Below are 19,718 nucleotides of genomic sequence, written 5' to 3'. Positions count from 1 at the left end.
GCACCCAAGCCACCGTAGATTATGCCACTCGACACCGTTCGCCCGGTATGGCAATCGTCGCAGAGATCCTGCTCGCCGACCCCACGCTCCCCCTGGTCGACCTCGCGCGAGCGCTCCCGAGCCCCGAGATATCGGTCGCCAACACCGTGCCACTCGAAGACGGAACGCATCTCGTCACCGTCAGCGTCGACGACGAGTCCAGAGCGGTCTTCGAGCGAGAGCTGGACGCACAACCCGAACTCACCGACGTCGCGCCCATCGGCCAGACCGCAGACGGCTGGTTCTACCAGGTGACCATCGACGGCGCGTCCGACCTGTTCGCCTCCCACAATCCCTCGGAGTTCGAAGGCGTGCTCCTGGAGGCCGCGGTCACCGGTGAGGGACTGCGAGAACTGAAGGTGTTCTCGAACTACGAGGCGTTCAGCACGCTCCGAGACAGATGCGAGGTGCACGGGATCCCCTTCGAGCTGTTGAACATCGCATCCGACCCCGAGAACCCCGGCGAACGCGACAGGTTCGGACTCACCGAGAAGCAGTACCGGGCGCTCTCCATCGCATTCGCGGGCGGCTACTACGACTCCCCGCGCGGGATGTCGACCCAGGAACTCGCCGCCGAACTCGACATCACCGCTCCCTCCGCGTCGGACCTCATCCGTCGCGCCGAACAGCAACTCATCAGTCAGACCCTCGGCCCCGAACAGTATTTAAACGAACTTACAGTCTAGCGTGGTTCTCTCCTCGGTGCAGCCAGTACTCTCGGGTGATGTCAGAGATAGCCGACGACGTCGCGATCGTCACCGGTGCGTCCTCCGGAATCGGTGAAGCAACCGCCGAAGCGCTCGCAGCCGAAGGCGCAACGGTCGTCCTCGCCGCTCGCCGCGAAGACGAACTGCACGCGCTCGCCGACCGCATCGAGTCGAACGGCGGCGACGCCCTCGTCGTCCCCACCGACGTCACCGACGAGGACGACATCGACTCCCTCGTCGAGACGACCACGGACGAGTACGGTCGCATCGACATCCTCGTCAACAACGCCGGCGTGATGCTCGTCGAACCGCTCGAACGCGCCCAGCGGTCGAACCTCCGGCAGATGGTCGAGGTCAACCTCCTCGGACTGATGAACCTCACCCACGCTGCGCTGCCGGTCATGCAGGACCAGGAGACGGGGCACGTCGTCAACGTCTCCTCGGTCGCCGGTCGCTTCGCCTCCGAGAACTTCAGCGGGTACAACGGGACGAAGTTCGGCGTCAACGGATTCACCGAAGCACTCCGGAAGGAGGTCACGACCCAGCACATCCGGACGACGGTCGTGGAACCCGGCGCGGTCGAGACGGAACTCCCGACGCACATCACCGACGACCAGATACTCGAAGAGCTCGCCGACATAGAGATGCCCACGCTCGACCCCGAGGACATCGCACGCGGCATCGTGTACGCCACGACCCAGCCCGAGCACGTCGACGTGAACGAACTCCTCATCCGGCCGACCGGACAGACGTAGTCCGAGGGTACCGGCACGCCATCCACCGCCACCCCTCACGCGCCACCACCCCTCTCTCCAGCACGCTACTCGCTTCCGCGCCACGAACCGGACCGGCCGCTGCGTTGGATACTACGCGACCAGCTTCGACTCGACGTCGAACGCGACGCCCGTCATCTCCTCGGAGACCGTCCACAGTCGGTGTGCCGTCTCGTGGTCGTACGACTTCGCGTTCGACGTGACCCGAGTCGGACTTCCTCGCATCTCCATGAAGCCGTCCGGGCCGAAGTAGTGACCGCCATCGACGTTCTCGGCGGTTGCGGCGTAGAGCGTCGGCAGCGCACCCTCCGCGGCCGACTGCCCGAAGATAGCGTTCCCGATGCGACCGAGTACCCGCCGAGCGAACGAGGTCCCCATCTCGGAGTCACCGGCCTGGAGTCCGGTCGCCGACCAGCCCGGGTGTGCCGCGACGGCAATCGTATCGAGGTCACCCGCACGGAGTCGACGGTCGAGCTCGTAGGTGAACAGCAGGTTCGCGAGCTTGCTCCGGCCGTACGCCTCGAATCGACTGTACGACTCTCTGCGATCGAGGTCGTCGAAATCGACGTCGCCGTTCCGGTGAGCCCCACTGCTCACGGTGACGACCCGCGTCTCCCCGTTCGTCTCCACGATGCGATCCAGGAGCAACCCGGTGAGCGCGAAGTGCCCGAGGTGGTTCACGCCGAACTGGCGTTCGAACCCGTCCTCGGTCGTCGAATACGGCGGAAACATGACGCCCGCGTTGTTGACGAGCACGTCGAGACGGTCGAACGCTGCCTCGAACTCGGACGCGAACGAGCGAATCGAATCCAGACTACCCAGGTCGAGCTCGAGGACGGTCACCGACGCGTCGTCGACGGCCGACTCGATCTCTCGCCGCGCCCGACTCGCCCTGTCGAGGCTTCGACAGGCCATGACGACGTGCGCGCCCTTCCGGGCGAACGCGCTGGCGTTCTCGAACCCGAGTCCGCTGTTCGCGCCGGTGACGACGACCGTGCGACCCGACTGGTCGGGCATCGCTTCCGCGGTCCACTCTCCTGATGGTCTCTCCGACGTCATTACGACGTCCAATGCCGAGCGAAGCGGAGAAACTGATGCTAACCTGAAAGCCCATTTTTATGCTCTCGGGCTTGCGACAGCCCCCGCCGCGGGCGACGGTCGACGCGGGACTTCATCGAGGCGAACGCGACGACGCCACGCTACCAGAGGTGCTCGCGGAGGAACTCGCGCTGCCGTCGCTCGTAGCGGTCGCCCCAGTCGCCAGCGTACGGCGTCACGTGCGCACCGCCCTCGCCCGTCACGAGCGACACCGGCATCCCCGCGTCCTCGGCCGCCGCGACGTACCGCTCGGCCTGCCGGTACGGGACGACGCGGTCCGCCGTCCCGTGATACAGGAGCGCCGGCGCGTCGCTCGCGTCCAGGTGCGTGACCGGCGACGCCTGCGTCCGCTGAGGCTCGCACGCCTGGTCTTCGCAGCCGAGGAACCGGCGGACGAGCGTCCCGCCGACCCCACCGTCCTCGACCCCGAAGTCGTACACGCCACTCACCGACACCACGCACGACGCGCGCGCCGCGCGAGCGCTCACGCCCGCCGGCCGCAAGTTCGAGACGTCCGGAGCCGCCGCAACCAGCGTCGACAGGTGCCCGCCCGCCGACTCCCCCGTCAACCCGACCGCATCCGGGTCCACGCCCAGCGCGTCCGCGTGCTCGCGGCACCACGCCATCGCCGCCACCACGTCCCGAACCGGGCCCGGGAACGACGCCTCGTCACTCAACCGATACCCGACCGACGCGAACGCAGCCCCCTCCGAGAGCGGCACGCGCCTGAACCGCCCACCGCCCTTCGATCCGAACGCCCACGCCCCACCGTGGACGTGCACCACGAGCGGCACCGGCCCCTCCACGTCCCGCGGCCGATAGTAATCCAACAACAACCGCCCGTCCTCCGTGTCGCGGAACTGCACGTCCCGGTACACCGTCGCCAACTCCGTCTCCGCATCCGGGTCCCCGAGCAGCTCCGACTCCGCCGTCGCGGTCTCCGTCAGCGTCTCCGTCACCGACGTCGCCCGCGTCGTCGACCCACCGTCGGTCGCCGTCCCCGTCGTCCCAGTACCACGCCCCGCACACCCGGCCACGCCAGTCGCCCCAGCGACCCCGAGCGCCCGCAGCCAACGCCGTCGCTCCCAACCCATCGTTCCACCATACCGCCGACTCGAACAAAGACGCACCGGTCGCAGAAACGCAGATCGCGGGCGAGTGGTCCGGGCCGTACGCGCCACAACCACCTTTTGTCGACCCGCTCCCTGCGGCTCACGGACTCCGTCTGTTCACCATCGAGGCGACTCCGTCGCCTCGCTTCGCTCGCGGGTCGCAAAACGCGGGCGAAAAGCCAACGCGGAAGCTCAGGGCGCGGGCGGGCCGTCGGGCCCGTACGCGTCCATGTCTTGATAGAAGTTCAGCATCGCGAACTTGAGTTTCGTCGGGCCGATGTCGACCATCTCCTCGCGCTCGTGGCTCGGGAACGTATCGTGGACGCTGTACTTCCCCATCTCGTGCTCGCTCTTCGCCGTGTAGCGTTCGTCCAGCAGCACGCGCACGCCGAAGTCCTCCGGCGACCGGATGACGCGGCCGAGCGCCTGCCGGGTCTTCCGGACCGTCGGGATCTCCACCGCGTACCGCCAGCCGTCCTGCTCCGGGTCACGGTTCCCGAACGCCTCCCCGTACGCGCGCTGGACCGCCTCAGCCCGGTCGTCGAGATGCGGGTACGGCACGCCGACGACCACGACCGACCGCGCGTCGTCACCGTCGAAACTCACGCCCTCCGCCAAGGTCCCCCAGAGCGACGTCAACAAGACTGCATCGTCGTCGTTCGTGAACGCCGTCCGCGCATCCTCCGCACTCACACCCGCCTCGTCCAGGTACACCGTCGAATCGACCTTCGGGTGCTCGCGGAGCCGCTGCGCGTACCGCTCCGCCTCCGCGTAGTTCGGGAAGAACGCCAGCGTGTTCCCCGGCGTGAACCGCACCACGTCCGCGAGCGTCTCCCCGTACCGCTCCTGCACGGGAACCTTGTCGCGCTTACTCGCGAACAACGCCGGCGTCCCCACCGCGAACGTCCGCCGACGCTCCTGCGGGAACGACAACCCGTACTCCATCTCCACCGGCGACTGCAGCCCCAGGACCTCGCCCGCGACGCCGAACGGCTGCAAGGTCGCACTCATCAGGACGTTCGCGTGCGTCTCCCCGAACAACTCGCTCGTCACGTCCTGCGGGATGCACGTGTACAACTCCACGCGCCCGTACACGTCGTCGGTTCCCTGGTCGCGCCGCACCGCCGACACCGGGTACTTCCCCTGCTCGGTCGACTCCTGCATCCACGACCCCACGAACCGCGCCGCCTGCAAGGTCTGGCACTCCTGGCGCGTCGTCGCCTCCCCGCGCTTGTACGCCTCCTCGTACTCGTCGTCCAACTCCTGGCCGAACTGCACCGCCGCCTCCAAGTCCTGCTGGTAGCCCTGGCCCGTGTACCCCTGGAGGAACGCCATCGTGAGGTCGTCGCGGCCGTCGTCGTTCGCGATAGTGACGTCCTCCCAGTCCTCGCCCACGCGCTCGCGCTCCCCGAACCCCATCGCGTCCTCGTACGTCTCCACGAGCGCATCCCGGAACGCCCCGAGGACGTTCGACGCACGGTCCGCACGCGGGTCGTCGCTGTCCGCGGACTCCTCCAGTGCACTGTCGAGCGTCTGCTCCGTGAGCGTCCGCGTCGCGTGGTCTCGCGCAGCGTCCTCGACGTTGTGCGCCTCGTCGAACACCGTGATGACCTCCCCGGGGTCGCGGCCGAGCCACCGGAAGAACTGCTCGCGGATCATCGGATCCAGGAGATGATGATAGTTCGCGACGACGAGGTCAACGCCCTCGATGCCCTCCTTCAATAGCTCGTACCCACAGAACCCCTGCGCGCCCGCGTGCTCGAAGATCTCCTCGGGCGTCCGCACGTCCGAGAACAACCACTCGTAGAACCCGTCCGTGTCCGCAGTGAGATTCTGGAGGTAGTGATCGCAGACGTTCGCGTCGTCCACGTCCTCGATCGCACCCTGGAGGGACTGGATCTCGTTCACGACCGCCGCCCGTGCCTCCTGGGCCTCCTGCGCGGCCTGCGAGCCGTCGTCGCCCTCGCGGACCTCCTCCAGCAGCTCCTCCTGGCGCTCCTCCAACTGCTCGACGTCCTCGCGCTTGTCCACGAGGTCACGCGTCGTATCCCGTAACGCCTGGCACTCCTCGTACCCGACGTCGATGTGGCACATCGACGCCTTCCCCTTGAACACGACCGCGCGAATCGCCTCCTCGCGCGTTATCTCGCTCGCCTCCGTCACGAACTGACGCATCTGCTGGTGGACGTCCGTCGTGATGACCACCGTCTTCCCCGCCTCCCGCGCGTACTCGAGCGCCGGCACGAGCGCCGACAGCGTCTTCCCCGTCCCACACGCCCCCTCGAAGAGGACGTCCTGGCCACGCGAGAGCGCGTTGTAGATGCGGTCCATCGCCTCCCGCTGGTTCGCGTACGGCTCGTCGTACGGGAAGAACCGCATGTACGCGTCCGTGTCCGCAGTCACACCAACGCGTTGCGCGCAATCAGGCAAAAGGGTTCGCCCGACTGCTCGCACGAGCATCCGGCGGCCTCCAGGCCGCCGGTTCTCCTCGAGGCGTGCGAGCATCCACATCCGCGGTCCGCCAGGGCCGCGGTTCCTGTTCGGACGCTCGCACGAGCATCCGACGTCCGCGAGGCCGCCGGTTCTCCTCGAGGCGTGCGAGCACGAGTCGCTGGAGGCTCGGAGGTTCCTGGTTCGCGATGCCGCGGTATCACTCGTGGGAAGGCGGCTTACAGGTCCGCGCCGACCGCGTCGGTGACGGTGTCGAACCCGTCGCGTTCCAGTAACTCGACGAGTCCGCGGTTGATGTCCCGTGCAAGTCCTGGGCCCTCGTAGACGAGTGCCGTGTACAACTGGACGAGCGATGCGCCTGCGCGGATCTTCGCGTACGCACCCTCGGCGTCCGACACGCCACCGACGCCGACCACGGGGACGTCCGTGCGCTCGGCGACGAACCGCACGAGTCGCGTCGACGCATCCTCGATCGGTTTCCCGGACAAACCGCCGGTCTCACTCGCGTGCGCGCTCGCGAGAGACTCCGGGCGGTCGGTCGTCGTGTTCACCGCCACCACGCCGTCGAGGTCGAACTCGTCGACGAGGTCGAGCGCGTCCTCGAGCGCCGGCTCGGGGAGGTCCGGCGAGAGCTTCACGAGGAGCGGACTCGCGCCCGCCTCGACCAGCTCGCGGAAGATCGCCGCCAGCTCGTCCTTGTTCTGGAGGTCGCGGAACCCCTCCGAGTTCGGGCACGACACGTTCACGACGAAGAAATCACCGCCCTCGGCCACGCGCTCGTACGTGTACCGGTAATCGGCGGGTGCGTCAGCCATCGACGCCACCTCCGACTTCGCGAGGTTCACGCCCACCGGGACCGACGCCGCCACGTCCTCGCGGAGGCGTCGCCCCACCGCGTCCGCCCCCTGGTTGTTGAGGCCCATCCGGTTCACGATCGCCTCGTCCTCCCGCAGACGGAACATCCGCGGGCGCGGATTCCCCGGCTGGGCCTCCGCAGTCACCCCACCGACCTCGACGAACCCGAACCCAAGCGCTGCCAGGCCACCAACGACCCCCGCGTTCTTATCGAACCCGGCAGCCACACCGACCGGATTCGGGAACGACTCACCGAACGCCGCCACCCGCAACCGGTCGTCGTCCACCACGAACCGCCGCCGCAGGACCGACGCGACAGGCGTCCCGTCGACCGCACGCAGCGCCGACTTCCCGACCCCATGCGCCGTCTCCGCCGGCAACGAGAACAACAACGGCCGAACGGCGTCGTAGAACGTCATCAATCGTCACGCGGCGGCGAACGTGCATAAACGTCCCGGGAACTGCCCGCACGAGCATACGGCGCCCGCTCGGGCGCCGTTTCTGGGGTGACTGCCCGTACGAGCGCATCCGACGTCCGCCAGGACGTCGGTTCGGCGGTGGAGCGAGAATCGACTGTGAGAGCATCCGGCGACCGCCAGGTAGCTAGTGGTCTCAGAGAACCCGCATACCGAGGGACGCGTCGCTCGCTGGGTGACGGTGCGGAGGATACGACGGCGACTGGTACGTTAGAACTCGTGTTCGACTTCGTCCTGGTCGGCCTTCTGGATGATTATCTTCCCATCCCGTACGCGCACGAACACCTCATCGCCGATGTCCATCCCCGCAACCGCCAGTTCGTCCTCGTGGAGGTTGATGTGGACGTTGTGGTACTCGCCGTTCTCGTCTTTCGCGCCACTCGGGCTCAACTTCTTTTTCCGTACCATCGCCGAGGTCTAGTTCGACTGTTCGCTACAGCACGTACTTAAGTGTTTTCTACACCGCAGGCGTCGGGGTGACCGCGCGCGAGCAATCTCAGCCCCGTATCACCCCCGATTCCAGCCGATATCACACCCCTGTTACCCCCTCCCTTTATCAATGGTTCCGTCGCCGTCCCCCGATTCCGGGGATATCTTTATGGTTGGCCGTGTGTTCCTTTGGCATGGAGCGAAATCATGGTACGTGAAGATGGAAAGCGCAATTTCGCGCTTCGAGACCAGAGTGGCGAGGAAACCAGCGTGTTCTCAGGCAACACGCCCCGACAAGCAGCACTGAAGGCAGCACGACGCCTCGAACCAGCACAAGGCGAAGAGAACGCCGAGAAGACCGAACTCCGGCTCCGAGAGAAAGGCACCGACAAAGTCCACATCTACGACGGCTGGGCCTGGAACGAACAAGCCCCAGACGACAAACCCGACTGGATGCCCGACGAGATCACCGAAGCCAACGTCTCGAAGAAACGGATCGAACACCTCGAAGAATAAAACTCCCCCGCCTTTCTCGACCGACACGCATACGACCCCCGAGGGCGAACCTCGCCACCGCGCGGGCACCACCCGACCCGACCGACCGCACCACGCGTGGAATGACCCGTCGGCCTCCACCCGCGCGACACAACACACCACCAGCAGTCGGTACGTCCCACGCACCAGCAACCACCGCCAGCAGTCGGTACGTCCCACGCACCAGCAACCACCGCCAGCAGTCGGTACGTCCCACGCACCAGCAACCACCGCCAGCAGTCGGTACGTCCCACGCACCAGCAACCACCGCCAGCAGTCGGTACGTCCCACGCACCAGCAACCACGGCGTCGACAACCAACCACACCTCACGCACGCGAAAGACCACGAAACTACCAACACAGCGCAGCTACAGGTCCAGCCGCTCCCCAGCCGCCACCAGTCACACTCGACGCCGAACCACCCCAGGGCCAACACCGACCCGGACCCAGCCGGACACACACGCCCCGTTCCACCCCCAGCATCCAACAGACACGCCCCACACCAACCGATCCCCTCCCTGGGCCACCACCACGCGTCACCTCACCGACGCTCATTCATATAACTCATCACGCGTACGCGCGGACCAGGAAACCATGCGAAACCGCCCCACGTGAACCCGATGACAATGGCCGAACGGAACGACGGCCTTAAATGTATCACTCCCATCGGTATAGATGCGAACAAGGTGGCGCACGACGCCACCCCCTCCGGCCGCGACCCGGCACGGAGGCAGGAACGCCCCGGTCCACACACGGGACATCAACGAAACGACGCCCTTAAGTAAAACAGGCGATTTTGTTGTGACGTGAACGCCCCGCCGGAATGAACTTCGGCGTTGGGCGAGTCCGACGCCCTTAAGTGGACACGGGGATTCGGATACGACGCACACGACACACCGAGATTCGGGGCACGTTCAACTCGTGCCCCAATCCCGGACGTGTTCGGCGAATACCACTCGCCGAACGGAGCAACTCCGAAGGGCTTATGTCCCTTCCCGGAATATGCTCAAGTCCGGAAGGAAATGAGGATTCCGCCCCTGCGGTCCGCCGTCAAGACGGAATCTGATGTTAGCCCTGGTAGTTCGGTGACGCCCGATCGGCCGACTCGATCTGGATCACCGAACTCGGACCACGCAATGCAATAGATGGAACACACTCTATTCGAGTGTGTCCCGCCATACCCCCCGAGCCTTGAGCTCGGGACCATTCCGGTTGATCCTGCCGGAGGCCATTGCTATCGGAGTTCGATTTAGCCATGCTAGTCGCACGAGTTCATACTCGTGGCAGATAGCTCAGTGACACGTGGCCAAACTACCCTATGGATCAGAACAACCTCGGGAAACTGAGGCTAATTCTGAATAACGCTCTATGCCTGGAATGGCTTGAGCCGGAAATGCTACGGCGCCATAGGATGTGGCTGCGGCCGATTAGGTAGACGGTGGGGTAACGGCCCACCGTGCCCATAATCGGTACGGGTTGTGAGAGCAAGAGCCCGGAGACGGTATCTGAGACAAGATACCGGGCCCTACGGGGCGCAGCAGGCGCGAAAACTTTACACTGCACGACAGTGCGATAAGGGAACTCCGAGTGCGAGGGCATATCGTCCTCGCTTTTCTGTACCGTAGGGAGGTACAAGAATAAGGGCTGGGCAAGACCGGTGCCAGCCGCCGCGGTAACACCGGCAGCCCAAGTGATGGCCGATATTATTGGGCCTAAAGCGTCCGTAGCCAGCTGAACAGGTCCGTCGGGAAATCTGCTCGCTCAACGAGCAGGCGTCCGGCGGAAACCAGTCAGCTTGGGATCGGAAGACCCGAGGGGTACGTCTGGGGTAGGAGTGAAATCCCGTAATCCTGGACGGACCACCGGTGGCGAAAGCGCCTCGGGAAGACGAATCCGACGGTGAGGGACGAAAGCTAGGGTCACGAACCGGATTAGATACCCGGGTAGTCCTAGCCGTAAACGATGCTCACTAGGTGTGGCACTGGCTACGAGCCAGTGCTGTGCCGTAGGGAAGCCGTGAAGTGAGCCGCCTGGGAAGTACGTCCGCAAGGATGAAACTTAAAGGAATTGGCGGGGGAGCACTACAACCGGAGGAGCCTGCGGTTTAATTGGACTCAACGCCGGACATCTCACCAGCTCCGACAGTGTGCAGTGACGGTCAGTGTGATGAGCTTACCTGAGCCACTGAGAGGAGGTGCATGGCCGCCGTCAGCTCGTACCGTGAGGCGTCCTGTTAAGTCAGGCAACGAGCGAGACCCGCACGCCTAATTGCCAGCAACACCCTCGTGGTGGTTGGGTACATTAGGTGGACTGCCGCTGCTAAAGCGGAGGAAGGAACGGGCAACGGTAGGTCAGTATGCCCCGAATGAGCTGGGCAACACGCGGGCTACAATGGTCGAGACAATGGGATGCAACCCCGAGAGGGGGCGCTAATCTCCGAAACTCGATCGTAGTTCGGATTGCGGACTGAAACTCGTCCGCATGAAGCTGGATTCGGTAGTAATCGCGTTTCAGAAGAGCGCGGTGAATACGTCCCTGCTCCTTGCACACACCGCCCGTCAAAGCACCCGAGTGGGGTCCGGATGAGGCCACCTAACGGTGGTCGAATCTGGGCTCCGCAAGGGGGCTTAAGTCGTAACAAGGTAGCCGTAGGGGAATCTGCGGCTGGATCACCTCCACTGACCGGGACCAACCCACACCGGGTTGGCCCACCTTTCCGAGTTCGGTTTTCCACCGAATCGCCCGATTGGGCACCTTTGAACTACCAGGGCTAACTATCCTCCCGAGAGGGAGGTGGGCCCATAGCTCAGTGGTAGAGTGCCTCCTTTGCAAGGAGGATGCCCTGGGTTCGAATCCCAGTGGGTCCATGTACGTTCAAGTCGTCCCGAACCAATCCCCTTAAGTGGGAGACGGAGAGAGGAAGACTTGACGACGACTGATGCACCACTCCGCGCAAGCGTGAGTGGGAAGGGTCGAACGTCCGCCTGGCAACTACCAGGGGACGTGATGAAGCCGCGTGTAAGCACAATCCAGACACAAACTGGACTCGTACCATCGAGTCAACAACATTCCAACAGACGTGGCTACTGTGCCAACTGGTGGATGGCTCGGCTTGAGAGCCGACGAAGGACGTGCCAAGCTGCGAAAAGCCTGAGGGACCCGCACGGAGGGTAAGAACTCAGGATCTCCGAATGGGAATCCCCACCGCAATTGCTTCGCGCAATGGGGAACGCCGAGAACTGAAACATCTTAGTATCGGCCGGAAAAGAAAGCAAGACCGCGATGTCGTCAGTAACCGCGAGTGAACGCGACCCAGTCCAAACCGAATCCCTCACGGGACATGTGGTGTACGGACTGACAACCAACAACAGAACATCTGCACGAAGTCTCCTGGAACGGAGCGCGACACAGGGTGACAGCCCCGTAAGACAGACTAGTACGTTGGGCGTCAGCTCCAGAGTATCGGGGGTTGGATATCCCTCGTGAACCACGCGGGCATCGACCGCGAAGACTAAACACTCCTCAAGACCGATAGCGAACAAGTAGCGTGAGCGAACGCTGAAAAGCACCCCACAAAGGGAGGTGCAATAGGGCCTGAAATCAGTTGGCGATAGAGCGATGGGGCACACAAGGTCCACGAGAAAACGACACGGGCGCGAGCCCGCAGTAGGAACTCGTGGAAGCCGGTGTTCCATCGTGCGTTTTGAAAAACGAGCCAGGGAGTGCATCTGTCTGACGAGTCTAACCAGCTTCTCGCTGGGAAGGCGCAGGGAAACCGATACGACCGCAGCCCCATTCGGGGCCAGGGTCACCGTGTTCAAGCGCGGGGAGTCAAACGGATGCGACCCGAAACCAGATGATCTACGCCTGGGCAAGGTGAAGCGTGCCGAAAGGCACGTGGAGGCCTGTTAGCGTTGGTGTCCTTCAATACCCTCGCGTGACCTAGGTGTAGGGGTGAAAGGCCCATCGAATCTGGCAACAGCTGGTTCCAATCGAAACATGTCGAAGCATGACCTCTGCTGAGGTAGCTCGTGGGGTAGAGCGACCGATTGGGAGATCCCACTTCGAGAGAAGTGGGCCTCCCTGTCAAACTCCAAACCTACGAGCGCCGTCGACGCAGGGAGTCCGGTGTGCGGGGTAAGCCTGTGCACCATGAGGGAGACAACCCAGAGCCGGGTTAAGGTCCCCAAGTGTGGATTAAGTGCGATCGAAGGTGGTCTCAAGCCCTAGACAGCCGGGAGGTGAGCTTAGAAGCAGCTACCCTCTAAGAATAGCGTAACAGCTTACCGGCCGAGGTTTGAGGCGCCCAAAATGATCGGGGCTCAAATCCACCACCGAGACCTGGCCGCACCCATCATATGGGTGATCGTGTAGATTGGCGCTCTGTATGGGTGGAAGCACGGACGAGAGTTCGCGTGGACCATACAGTGACGAAAATCCTGGCCATAGTAGCAGCGTTAGTCGGGTTAGACCCCCGACGGCCGAAAGAGCAAGGGTTCCTCGGCAATGCCGTTCAGCCGAGGGTTAGCCGGCCCTAAGTCCAACCGTAATTCGACTTGGACGAACCGGGAAACTGGTTAATATTCCAGTGCTCGTATGCAGTGAACGCCGACGCCTTAGAGACAGTCGAGCTGGGCCTTCGCCCAGTCGAACCGTGGAAATCCGTGGACGCCGTAATGGCAGGAAGCGGACGAAGCACGGGATAGCGAAAGTCGACCGTATCCGGGGCCCGTGAAAAGGCAAGCATACGAACCGTACCGAGATCCGACACAGGTGCTCTAGCCGAGAACGCTCAGGCCTGTCGGGAACAACCGACGTCAGGGAATTCGGCAAATTAGCCCCGTAAGTTCGCGAGAAGGGGTGCCTGCCTCGGAGAGAGGCAGGTCACAGTGACCAAGAAGCTCCGACTGTCTAGTAACAACATAGGTGACCGCAAATCCGAAAGGACTCGTACGGTCACTGAATCCTGCCCAGTGCGGGTATCTGAACACCCAGTACAATGGGACGAAGGACCCGTCAACGGCGGGGGTAACTATGACCCTCTTAAGGTAGCGTAGTACCTTGCCGCTTCAGTAGCGGCTTGCACGAATGGATCAACGAGAGCTTCGCTGTCCCGACGTTGGGCCCGGTGAACTGTACGTTCCAGTGCGGAGTCTGGAGTCCCCCAGGGGGAAGCGAAGACCCTATAGAGCTTTACTGCAGGCTGTCGCTGAGACACGGTCGTTAGTGTGCAGCATAGGTAGGAGCCGTTACACAGGTACCCGCGCTAGCGGGCCACCGAGGCACTAGTGAAATACTACCCACTAATGACTGTGACTCTCACTCCGGGAGGAGGACACCGGTAGCCGGGCAGTTTGACTGGGGCGGTACACGCTTGAAAAGATATCGAGCGTGCCCCAAGATCACCTCAATCGCGTCGGAGACGCGATGAAGAGCGCAAGAGCATAAGGTGGTCTGACAGTGTCATTCCCAACGAGTGACACTGACGTGAAAACGTGGTCTAGCGAACCAATTTGCCTGCTTGATGCGGGCCATTGCTGACAGAAAAGCTACCTTAGGGATAACAGAGTCGTCACGCGCAAGAGCACATATCGACCGCGTGGCTTGCTACCTCGATGTCGGTTCCCTCCATCCTGCCCGTGCAGCAGCGGGCAAGGGTGAGGTTGTTCGCCTATTAAAGGAGGTCGTGAGCTGGGTTTAGACCGTCGTGAGACAGGTCGGCTGCTATCTACTGGGGGTGTTATGGAACCTGACGGGAACGCTCGTATAGTACGAGAGGAACTACGAGTGGTGACCACTGGTGTACCGGTTGTCCGAGAGGGCATGTGCCGGGCAGCTACGTCACACGGGGTAAGAGCTGAACGCATCTAAGCTCGAAACCCACCTGGAAAAGAGGTTCCGCTTGAGAGTCCTCATAGAAGATGAGGTAGATAGACTCGGGGTGTACGCACCAAGGCAACGAGGTGTTGAGCCCGCGAGAACTAATCACTCGAGCCACCATTCATTCGGACTGTGTGCTGACTCGTGCTGTGCGAGTCCAGGTGTTAACTGGATTGTGCTTACATTGCGGCTGACGTACCGACGTTGGCGTACCATGGATCGTTCCCGTGGGTCGGCGTTGAGGCGGCCAGAGCGGTGGGGTGACACCCGTACCCATCCCGAACACGGAAGTTAAGCCCATCTGCGTACCGGGGAGTACTGGAGTGCGCGAGCCTCTGGGAAACGCGGTTCGCTGCCTCGCTATTCATACTTTGAGCCTGCCACCCCTGTTGTGGGGTGGTGGGCTTTTTGTCTTTACAGAGGGAGTGGTGATGCTGTGGTTGGGTTGTGCGTGTGTGTGTTGTTCGTGGAGTGGTGATGCTGTCCTGGGTTGTGCGTGGGTGTGTTGTTCGATGAGTGGCGATGCTGTGGTTGGGTTGTGCGAGTGTGTGTTGTTCGATGAGTGGCGATGCTGTGGTTGGGTTGTGCGTGGGTGTGTTGTTCGTGGAGTGGCGACGCTGTCGGTGAAGTTGCGTGCGTAGGGGACAGCTGTGGGCCTCGTCCTCCCCAGCCGACGGCTCGCTCACGGTGTTCGCTCGCCGTCCCTCGCGTGTGTGTGCGCGGCCGGGCTCCCGGTGGTCGCCGGTCGCGCTCGCTCGCGCGCCGTGCCGGTGGTGGGGGGTGGTTTCGTGAGGGTGTTCCGCTATGCTTAAATTCGGTGAGTCGGTAGGTGTGAGTGCGCCAAGGTGGCAGAGTCCGGCCGAACGCAGCGGCCTGCAGAGCCGCACCCCCGCCGGTTCAAATCCGGCCCTTGGCTTCTTTGTGTGTTCGTTGGTGAGCGCGTGCTGTGTGGGTGGTGTTGGTGGTTGTGTGGTGGGTGTGTCGTGGTGAGTTAGAAACCGTTATACCGAGTGCGTACTTCGCTTCGGTTATGCAACGACGAGCAGCGGCGGCGTACATCGCGTTCTTCCTCGTGATCGCTGCCGGGTCGTACGCGTTCATTGCGACGGCGGACGCGCCTGCGATCACGATCAGTGGTGATGATGTCCGCGAGATAGAGGCGGGCGATACTGTCACTGTGGATGAGCGGACGTATACGGTCGCTGAAGTGAAAGCTGAACAGCAGGAGGGTGGTGGTCACGGTGGTGGTGGTGGCCTCAAGTACACTGTCCGTTTCGAGTGGACGAACGATTCTGCGCGGTATACGGAGTCGTGGGCGGCGAATTCGACTGTCGAGTTCGAGAATCAGACGCGTCGTGTTCTGGTGGAGAACGGGACGGATCGGTTCGAGCTCCGCTGGGAGCCGACGGCGCAGTTCCGGCCGGCGTGGAGTGATGGGGTTCTGTATATCGATAGTGAGCCCGAGCAGGGTGGTCGGCAGGACGTTGCGGTGACGTCGTATATCGCGAATTCGTCGAACGAGTCGGTGCAGTCGGTGGCGTTCTCGGAGAGTGATTCGTTCGAGCGTGCTGGGAATCGGACGACGATTGCGAGCGTCTCGAATACGAGTGTCGTGTTGGAGTGGACTGCGCCGCGGACGAATGCGTTGTCCACGACGAACAATCAGAACATCTCGCTGAACGAGCAGCCGTACGTCGTTCACTTCAAGAACAACGATACTGTTCTGCTTGGTGAGGGGCAGGCTGCACGTGAGCAGTTGCAGGATGCGATCCGTACGAATGATCGGTTCCACGACCGCATCAATGGTGTCTGGGGTGTGACGATCGGGAGTGGGAGTGTGTTCGTGCTCCTCATCGCGCTGGCGTTCCTCCCGCGGAAGGAGTAACGCGCGCGTTCGTTTGTTGTCGGCAGCTGTTCGCCGTTTTTTTTTTATTCTGGTTCTCGGGTGCGTGGTCGTTCGTTGTTGGTCTGACTTGCAGAGTCTAGTCTTCGATAGCTACTGCGCTCCTCACGTCTGGTCGAGGCAGAGGCGGACTGGGAGCCACGTGATTCGAATCTAGACGTGCTCTCCCTGCGTTCGCTGCGCGCGACTGGAAGGATTCACGTCCCTCGGCTCCGATTCGCGCTGCTCACCGTCGTTCGCAGCGCGAAGTAGCGGGCCGGGAGGGACTTGAACCGATGCGAGACGGTCACCCTCGCTTCGCTCGGGTGCTGCGACTCGCAGGGTTCAAGTCCTCGATGGCCGCTTCGCTCCTCACGTTCGTTCGTCGCAGAAGCGGGCCGGGAGGGACTTGAACCCCCGACCGTCTGGTTAAAAGCCAGACGCTCTGCCGGACTGAGCTACCGGCCCTTGCTCCTCAGTTTCGGACCCGTGTATTTAAGGGTTGTCGATATAGGGGAGAACGCTTAGGGCGATGCTGGGTGAGCGTTCGTGCATGGATGGTTTCGAGGTGACGGAGGCGGGCGAGGTGCGGTCGATGCTTTCGTCGTTCGTGGAGTATGCGTCGACGCCTGGTGAGGAGGCGGCGGTCGTTGCGTGGTTCGAGCGGCGTCTCGACGATTGGGGGTTCGAGACGGTGACGTGGGAGGCTGATGCGAGTGTGCTTGCGGGGCATCCGTCGTTCCCGGACGACCCTGCGGAGATCGACGTTGATGGGCGGCCGAGTGTCGCTGGTGTCTTCGAGGTTGGGGACCCTGCGGCGGGGCGGACGCTCGTGTTGAACGGGCACGTGGATGTCGTTCCTGCGGGCGAGGGGTCGTGGTCGAGTCCGCCGTTCGAGGCGACGTGGGTGGACGGCGAGTTGACGGCGCGTGGTGCGGCCGACATGAAGGGTGGGTTGGTCGCGGCGGTGTTCGCTGCGCGCGCTGCTGTCGAGCGTGCTCGCGAGAGCGGGCTCGATGGTCGCGTGGTCGTGGAGGCGGTCGCTGGCGAGGAGGAGGGTGGTATCGGGGCGGGGATGGCGGCGCTCGAGTCGCCGTACGCGTTCGAGCGCGATGCGTGCATCGTCGCGGAGCCGACGGAGTTGGCGTGCGTGACTGCTGTCGAGGGGAGTTTGATGGGTGAGATTACGTTGGAGGGGCGGAGTGCGCATGCGGCGACGCGGTGGCGCGGCGAGTCGGTTCTCGATCACTTCGAGCGTGTTCGCGAGGGGCTTCGGGCGTTCGAGCGAGAGCGCGACGAGGCGGTGACGGACGCGCGGTACGAGCGGTTCCCGATCAAGTGGCCGGTGAACGTCGGGACGGTGCGGGCGGGCGAGTGGGCGTCGTCGGTGCCGGCGGCGTTGTCGGCGGGCGTCCGCGTGGGCGTCGCGCCGGGCGAGACGGTTGCTGGTGTCGAGGAGGCGCTCCGCGAGCGGTTGCGGTTGGTCGCGGACGCGGATGCGTGGACGCGCGAGCACCCGCCTGGTTTCGAGCGTGACGGTATCCAGTTCGAGGCTGCGGCGGTCGATGCGGACGAACCGGTGGTTGGCGCGCTTCGTGGGGCGATGCAGGCTGCGGGGTTGGACGACGAGCCGCGTGGGGCGACGTACGGTGCGGATTCTCGACATTACGTCGCGGCGGGGATTCCGACGGTCCTGTTCGGGCCGGGGAGTATCGACCAGGCGCACTTCCCGGACGAGACGATCTCGCTCTCGGAGGTTCGTGCGGCTGCGGACGTGCTCGCGGACGCGACGGTGGCGTTCCTCGCGAACGAGTAGGGTCAGCGCTGGGTGTTGGTCTCGTAGCGGTCGGGGTCGTATGCGGCGAGTGCGTCGGCGAGGACGCTGCCGGGGGGTCGGCCTTCGAGTGCGGCTTGCCGGCGGAGTTCGGAGTACGTGGCGAGCGGGAGGTCGACGTCGAGGTGTCCGGGTGTGATGCCGTGTGCGCGGAGGGCGTCCGCGATGGACGTGTCGTCGTCGACGTCGCTGGCGATGGTGCGGACGTCGCGGACGGTGAGGTCGGCGTCGAGGATCGCCCAGGCGAGGTGGAAGCGTGCTTCGCCGGCGAGGCGCGCGACGTGTTTCGCGGCGGTTGGGGCGATGTCGCCGCGGGCGACGTGCAGGCGGACGGAGCGTGGGAGGTCGTGGACGCGCGCCCATTTTCGGATGAAGGAGATGCTGGCTGCGCCGTCGGTGCGTTCGGCGGCGATCTTGTACGAGCCGACGCCGCGGACGAGTGCGGCGCAGGCGGCGGCGCCGCGGAGGACGTAGACGTGGTCGTCGTCGCCGACGCTGCTGGTTGCGAACCGGGCGACGGTGTCGGCGGCGAGCGCGACGCTTTCGGGGTCGTCGGGGTCGAACTGCACGGCTTCTTCGGGCGTCTGCCCCGTGATGTCGGGGTCGCCGCGGATGACGGGTTTGCCGACTGGCGATTGGCGGTCGGCGCGGGGGGCGTCCTCGTCTGGCATCGAGTTGTGGTTGGGGGCGTGGTGAGAAAAGTCGTGGGTGCTAGTCGTCGCGCGTCTCTGAGAGGTGCTCCCAGATCTCGGTGCAGCCGGCGCCGGGGTCGACGTCGCGGAGGTGTGCGTCGTCGCGGTCGCCGCTGCGGTCTTCGTCGTGGTCGTCGCTGGTGGCTGGGTCGTCCTCGATGGGTTCTGGTTCGGTGGTTTCTGCTTCTGGTTCGGTGGTCTCTGACTCGGGGTCGGTGGTTTCGGGTTCGGCCATCGTCATGCGTCCTCGTCGTGGAGTTCGGGGGCGACGTCTGCGGGCGGTGCGACGCTGGTTGGTCTCGTGGTCGTGGGGTGGTGTGGCTGGTCGTTGTCGGGTGGGTCGTCGGTTGGCGTGTCGGTGGGGGTCATCGGGTCGTCGTATGTGGTGGGTGTGGTTAAACGAGTTCGTGGTGTCACTCGTGACCGGGGCTCCCGGGTACCGGACGATGTTCCCGGTATCTCGGTCGGGCGAACTGGCGGGAAATCGCGTGCAGTGAGTGGGTTCGTGGTGGTTCGTGGTGTCGTGGACGACACGGAGGTTTGCGGGCCCCGATGGGACCAAACCCGAGCGGCGTCGAGGGTGGGTATGCCGACTGAATTGCGCGTGCTGGACGATGGTGCGTGGGTGTCCGTCGACAACGAGCGGCGGGTGCCGACGAGCGATATCTGGCGGTTCGCGGCGACGGATTTCTGTGGGTGTGCGACCGCGTTCGTGCTCCTGGAGGCGTTCACGCGCGTGAGCGTCACGGGACGCGAGGTATCGGTCGACGGCGTGGGTCGGTGCGTGGACTGCGGCGAGAAGCGGACGTTCTCGGGGTTGGGCGTCGGGCGTGTACTGGACGGGTCGTTCCGGCCGTATCCGCCGGATGCGGTGCGTGCGCGGAGCGAGCCGTCTGTCTGAGTCGGGTGGGTGTTGTCCGTCCGCGTCACGGCGCGGTCGGGGTGTGCAAGTTTCG

14 protein-coding genes, 3 tRNA genes and 3 rRNA genes are annotated in these 19,718 nt (G+C 64.0%); 11 read left to right on the top strand and 9 right to left on the bottom strand.

The annotated features are described in order from the left end of the window. Positions 1-47 precede the first annotated feature (47 nt). Positions 48-725, top strand: a complete 678-nt coding sequence (locus ACZ48X_RS11170; protein WP_336349645.1) for a helix-turn-helix domain-containing protein — start codon at positions 48-50, stop codon at positions 723-725. 38 nt (positions 726-763) lie between these two features. Beyond that, the gene (locus tag ACZ48X_RS11165) at positions 764-1,501 is read left to right on the top strand and encodes an SDR family oxidoreductase (protein WP_336349646.1); all 738 of its coding nucleotides are present in this window, start codon (positions 764-766) and stop codon (positions 1,499-1,501) included. A gap of 111 nt (positions 1,502-1,612) precedes the next feature. Here ACZ48X_RS11165 and ACZ48X_RS11160 read toward each other — a convergent pair whose 3' ends face one another. The 5 genes from ACZ48X_RS11160 to ACZ48X_RS11140 form a co-directional block, all read right to left on the bottom strand. Further along, a complete protein-coding gene (locus tag ACZ48X_RS11160) occupies positions 1,613-2,578 on the bottom strand; it encodes an oxidoreductase (RefSeq protein ID WP_336349647.1) in 966 nt (321 codons plus the stop codon). 140 nt (positions 2,579-2,718) lie between these two features. Further along, the gene (locus ACZ48X_RS11155; RefSeq protein ID WP_336349648.1) at positions 2,719-3,711 is read right to left on the bottom strand and encodes an alpha/beta hydrolase; all 993 of its coding nucleotides are present in this window, start codon (positions 3,709-3,711) and stop codon (positions 2,719-2,721) included. A gap of 210 nt (positions 3,712-3,921) precedes the next feature. After that, positions 3,922-6,108 (bottom strand): ATP-dependent DNA helicase, encoded by a 2,187-nt coding sequence (locus tag ACZ48X_RS11150; protein ID WP_336349682.1) that lies wholly within the window; start codon positions 6,106-6,108, stop codon positions 3,922-3,924. A gap of 290 nt (positions 6,109-6,398) precedes the next feature. Continuing rightward, on the bottom strand, positions 6,399-7,454 hold the full coding sequence (locus tag ACZ48X_RS11145) for a quinone-dependent dihydroorotate dehydrogenase (protein WP_336349649.1): 1,056 nt from the start codon (positions 7,452-7,454) through the stop codon (positions 6,399-6,401). A 267-nt stretch (positions 7,455-7,721) separates the two neighbouring features. Then, positions 7,722-7,919: a hypothetical protein gene (locus ACZ48X_RS11140; RefSeq protein ID WP_166042207.1), complete on the bottom strand. Its 198-nt coding sequence runs from the start codon at positions 7,917-7,919 to the stop codon at positions 7,722-7,724. 228 nt (positions 7,920-8,147) lie between these two features. Between ACZ48X_RS11140 and ACZ48X_RS11135 the strand changes: the two genes are divergently transcribed. The 7 genes from ACZ48X_RS11135 to ACZ48X_RS11105 all read left to right on the top strand — a co-directional run bounded on the left by ACZ48X_RS11135 (position 8,148) and on the right by ACZ48X_RS11105 (position 16,239). Further along, positions 8,148-8,456, top strand: coding sequence for a non-histone chromosomal MC1 family protein (locus tag ACZ48X_RS11135; protein ID WP_323677795.1), 309 nt, complete (start codon positions 8,148-8,150; stop codon positions 8,454-8,456). A 1,223-nt stretch (positions 8,457-9,679) separates the two neighbouring features. Next, a 16S ribosomal RNA gene (locus tag ACZ48X_RS11130) occupies positions 9,680-11,152 on the top strand. 117 nt (positions 11,153-11,269) lie between these two features. Continuing rightward, a tRNA-Ala gene (locus ACZ48X_RS11125) sits at positions 11,270-11,341 on the top strand. 207 nt (positions 11,342-11,548) lie between these two features. Further along, positions 11,549-14,477 (top strand): 23S ribosomal RNA (locus ACZ48X_RS11120). Between the two features lie 116 nt (positions 14,478-14,593). After that, positions 14,594-14,715 (top strand): 5S ribosomal RNA (gene rrf / locus ACZ48X_RS11115). Together the 16S, 23S and 5S rRNA genes with 2 tRNA genes alongside form the textbook arrangement of a ribosomal RNA operon. 478 nt (positions 14,716-15,193) lie before the next feature. Continuing rightward, a tRNA-Cys gene (locus ACZ48X_RS11110) sits at positions 15,194-15,270 on the top strand. 114 nt (positions 15,271-15,384) lie between these two features. After that, positions 15,385-16,239, top strand: coding sequence for a head-tail joining protein (locus ACZ48X_RS11105; protein WP_336351100.1), 855 nt, complete (start codon positions 15,385-15,387; stop codon positions 16,237-16,239). Between the two features lie 391 nt (positions 16,240-16,630). Here the strand turns inward: ACZ48X_RS11105 and ACZ48X_RS11100 are convergent. Continuing rightward, positions 16,631-16,704: transfer RNA gene (locus ACZ48X_RS11100), tRNA-Lys, on the bottom strand. Between the two features lie 85 nt (positions 16,705-16,789). On the opposite strand from ACZ48X_RS11100, the gene ACZ48X_RS11095 reads away from it, so the two are divergent. After that, positions 16,790-18,052, top strand: a complete 1,263-nt coding sequence (locus ACZ48X_RS11095; RefSeq protein WP_336351099.1) for a M20/M25/M40 family metallo-hydrolase — start codon at positions 16,790-16,792, stop codon at positions 18,050-18,052. 2 nt (positions 18,053-18,054) lie between these two features. Here the strand turns inward: ACZ48X_RS11095 and ACZ48X_RS11090 are convergent, their stop codons facing one another. Genes ACZ48X_RS11090 through ACZ48X_RS11080 form a run of 3 tightly spaced genes read right to left on the bottom strand, consistent with a single transcriptional unit; the run spans position 18,055 to position 19,131 of the window. Further along, entirely contained in the window at positions 18,055-18,741 is a 687-nt protein-coding gene (locus ACZ48X_RS11090; protein WP_336351098.1) for a DUF7119 family protein, read from the bottom strand. Between the two features lie 40 nt (positions 18,742-18,781). Beyond that, on the bottom strand, positions 18,782-18,997 hold the full coding sequence (locus tag ACZ48X_RS11085; protein WP_336351118.1) for a hypothetical protein: 216 nt from the start codon (positions 18,995-18,997) through the stop codon (positions 18,782-18,784). 2 nt (positions 18,998-18,999) lie between these two features. Beyond that, complete coding sequence (locus ACZ48X_RS11080; RefSeq protein ID WP_336351097.1) at positions 19,000-19,131, bottom strand: hypothetical protein; 132 nt, start codon at positions 19,129-19,131, stop codon at positions 19,000-19,002. A 217-nt stretch (positions 19,132-19,348) separates the two neighbouring features. Between ACZ48X_RS11080 and ACZ48X_RS11075 the strand changes: the two genes are divergently transcribed. Next, entirely contained in the window at positions 19,349-19,663 is a 315-nt protein-coding gene (locus tag ACZ48X_RS11075) for a DUF8134 family protein (RefSeq protein WP_336351096.1), read from the top strand. Positions 19,664-19,718 lie beyond the last annotated feature (55 nt).

This window comes from Halorubellus litoreus (genome assembly GCF_055378595.1).
This window is presented reverse-complemented; position numbering and strand designations above follow the sequence as displayed.

Bases quoted from the DNA above. Each gene is read 5' to 3' on its own strand.
- ACZ48X_RS11085 (WP_336351118.1), bottom strand. From the start codon at position 18,997: ATGGCCGAACCCGAAACCACCGACCCCGAGTCAGAGACCACCGAACCA.
- ACZ48X_RS11090 (WP_336351098.1), bottom strand. From the start codon at position 18,741: ATGCCAGACGAGGACGCCCCCCGCGCCGACCGCCAATCGCCAGTCGGC.
- ACZ48X_RS11080 (WP_336351097.1), bottom strand. From the start codon at position 19,131: ATGACCCCCACCGACACGCCAACCGACGACCCACCCGACAACGACCAG.
- ACZ48X_RS11165 (WP_336349646.1), top strand. From the start codon at position 764: ATGTCAGAGATAGCCGACGACGTCGCGATCGTCACCGGTGCGTCCTCC.
- ACZ48X_RS11135 (WP_323677795.1), top strand. From the start codon at position 8,148: ATGGTACGTGAAGATGGAAAGCGCAATTTCGCGCTTCGAGACCAGAGT.
- ACZ48X_RS11095 (WP_336351099.1), top strand. From the start codon at position 16,790: ATGGATGGTTTCGAGGTGACGGAGGCGGGCGAGGTGCGGTCGATGCTT.
- ACZ48X_RS11105 (WP_336351100.1), top strand. From the start codon at position 15,385: ATGCAACGACGAGCAGCGGCGGCGTACATCGCGTTCTTCCTCGTGATC.
- ACZ48X_RS11075 (WP_336351096.1), top strand. From the start codon at position 19,349: ATGCCGACTGAATTGCGCGTGCTGGACGATGGTGCGTGGGTGTCCGTC.
- ACZ48X_RS11140 (WP_166042207.1), bottom strand. From the start codon at position 7,919: ATGGTACGGAAAAAGAAGTTGAGCCCGAGTGGCGCGAAAGACGAGAAC.
- ACZ48X_RS11150 (WP_336349682.1), bottom strand. From the start codon at position 6,108: ATGCGGTTCTTCCCGTACGACGAGCCGTACGCGAACCAGCGGGAGGCG.
- ACZ48X_RS11170 (WP_336349645.1), top strand. From the start codon at position 48: ATGGCAATCGTCGCAGAGATCCTGCTCGCCGACCCCACGCTCCCCCTG.
- ACZ48X_RS11155 (WP_336349648.1), bottom strand. From the start codon at position 3,711: ATGGGTTGGGAGCGACGGCGTTGGCTGCGGGCGCTCGGGGTCGCTGGG.
- ACZ48X_RS11160 (WP_336349647.1), bottom strand. From the start codon at position 2,578: ATGACGTCGGAGAGACCATCAGGAGAGTGGACCGCGGAAGCGATGCCC.
- ACZ48X_RS11145 (WP_336349649.1), bottom strand. From the start codon at position 7,454: ATGACGTTCTACGACGCCGTTCGGCCGTTGTTGTTCTCGTTGCCGGCG.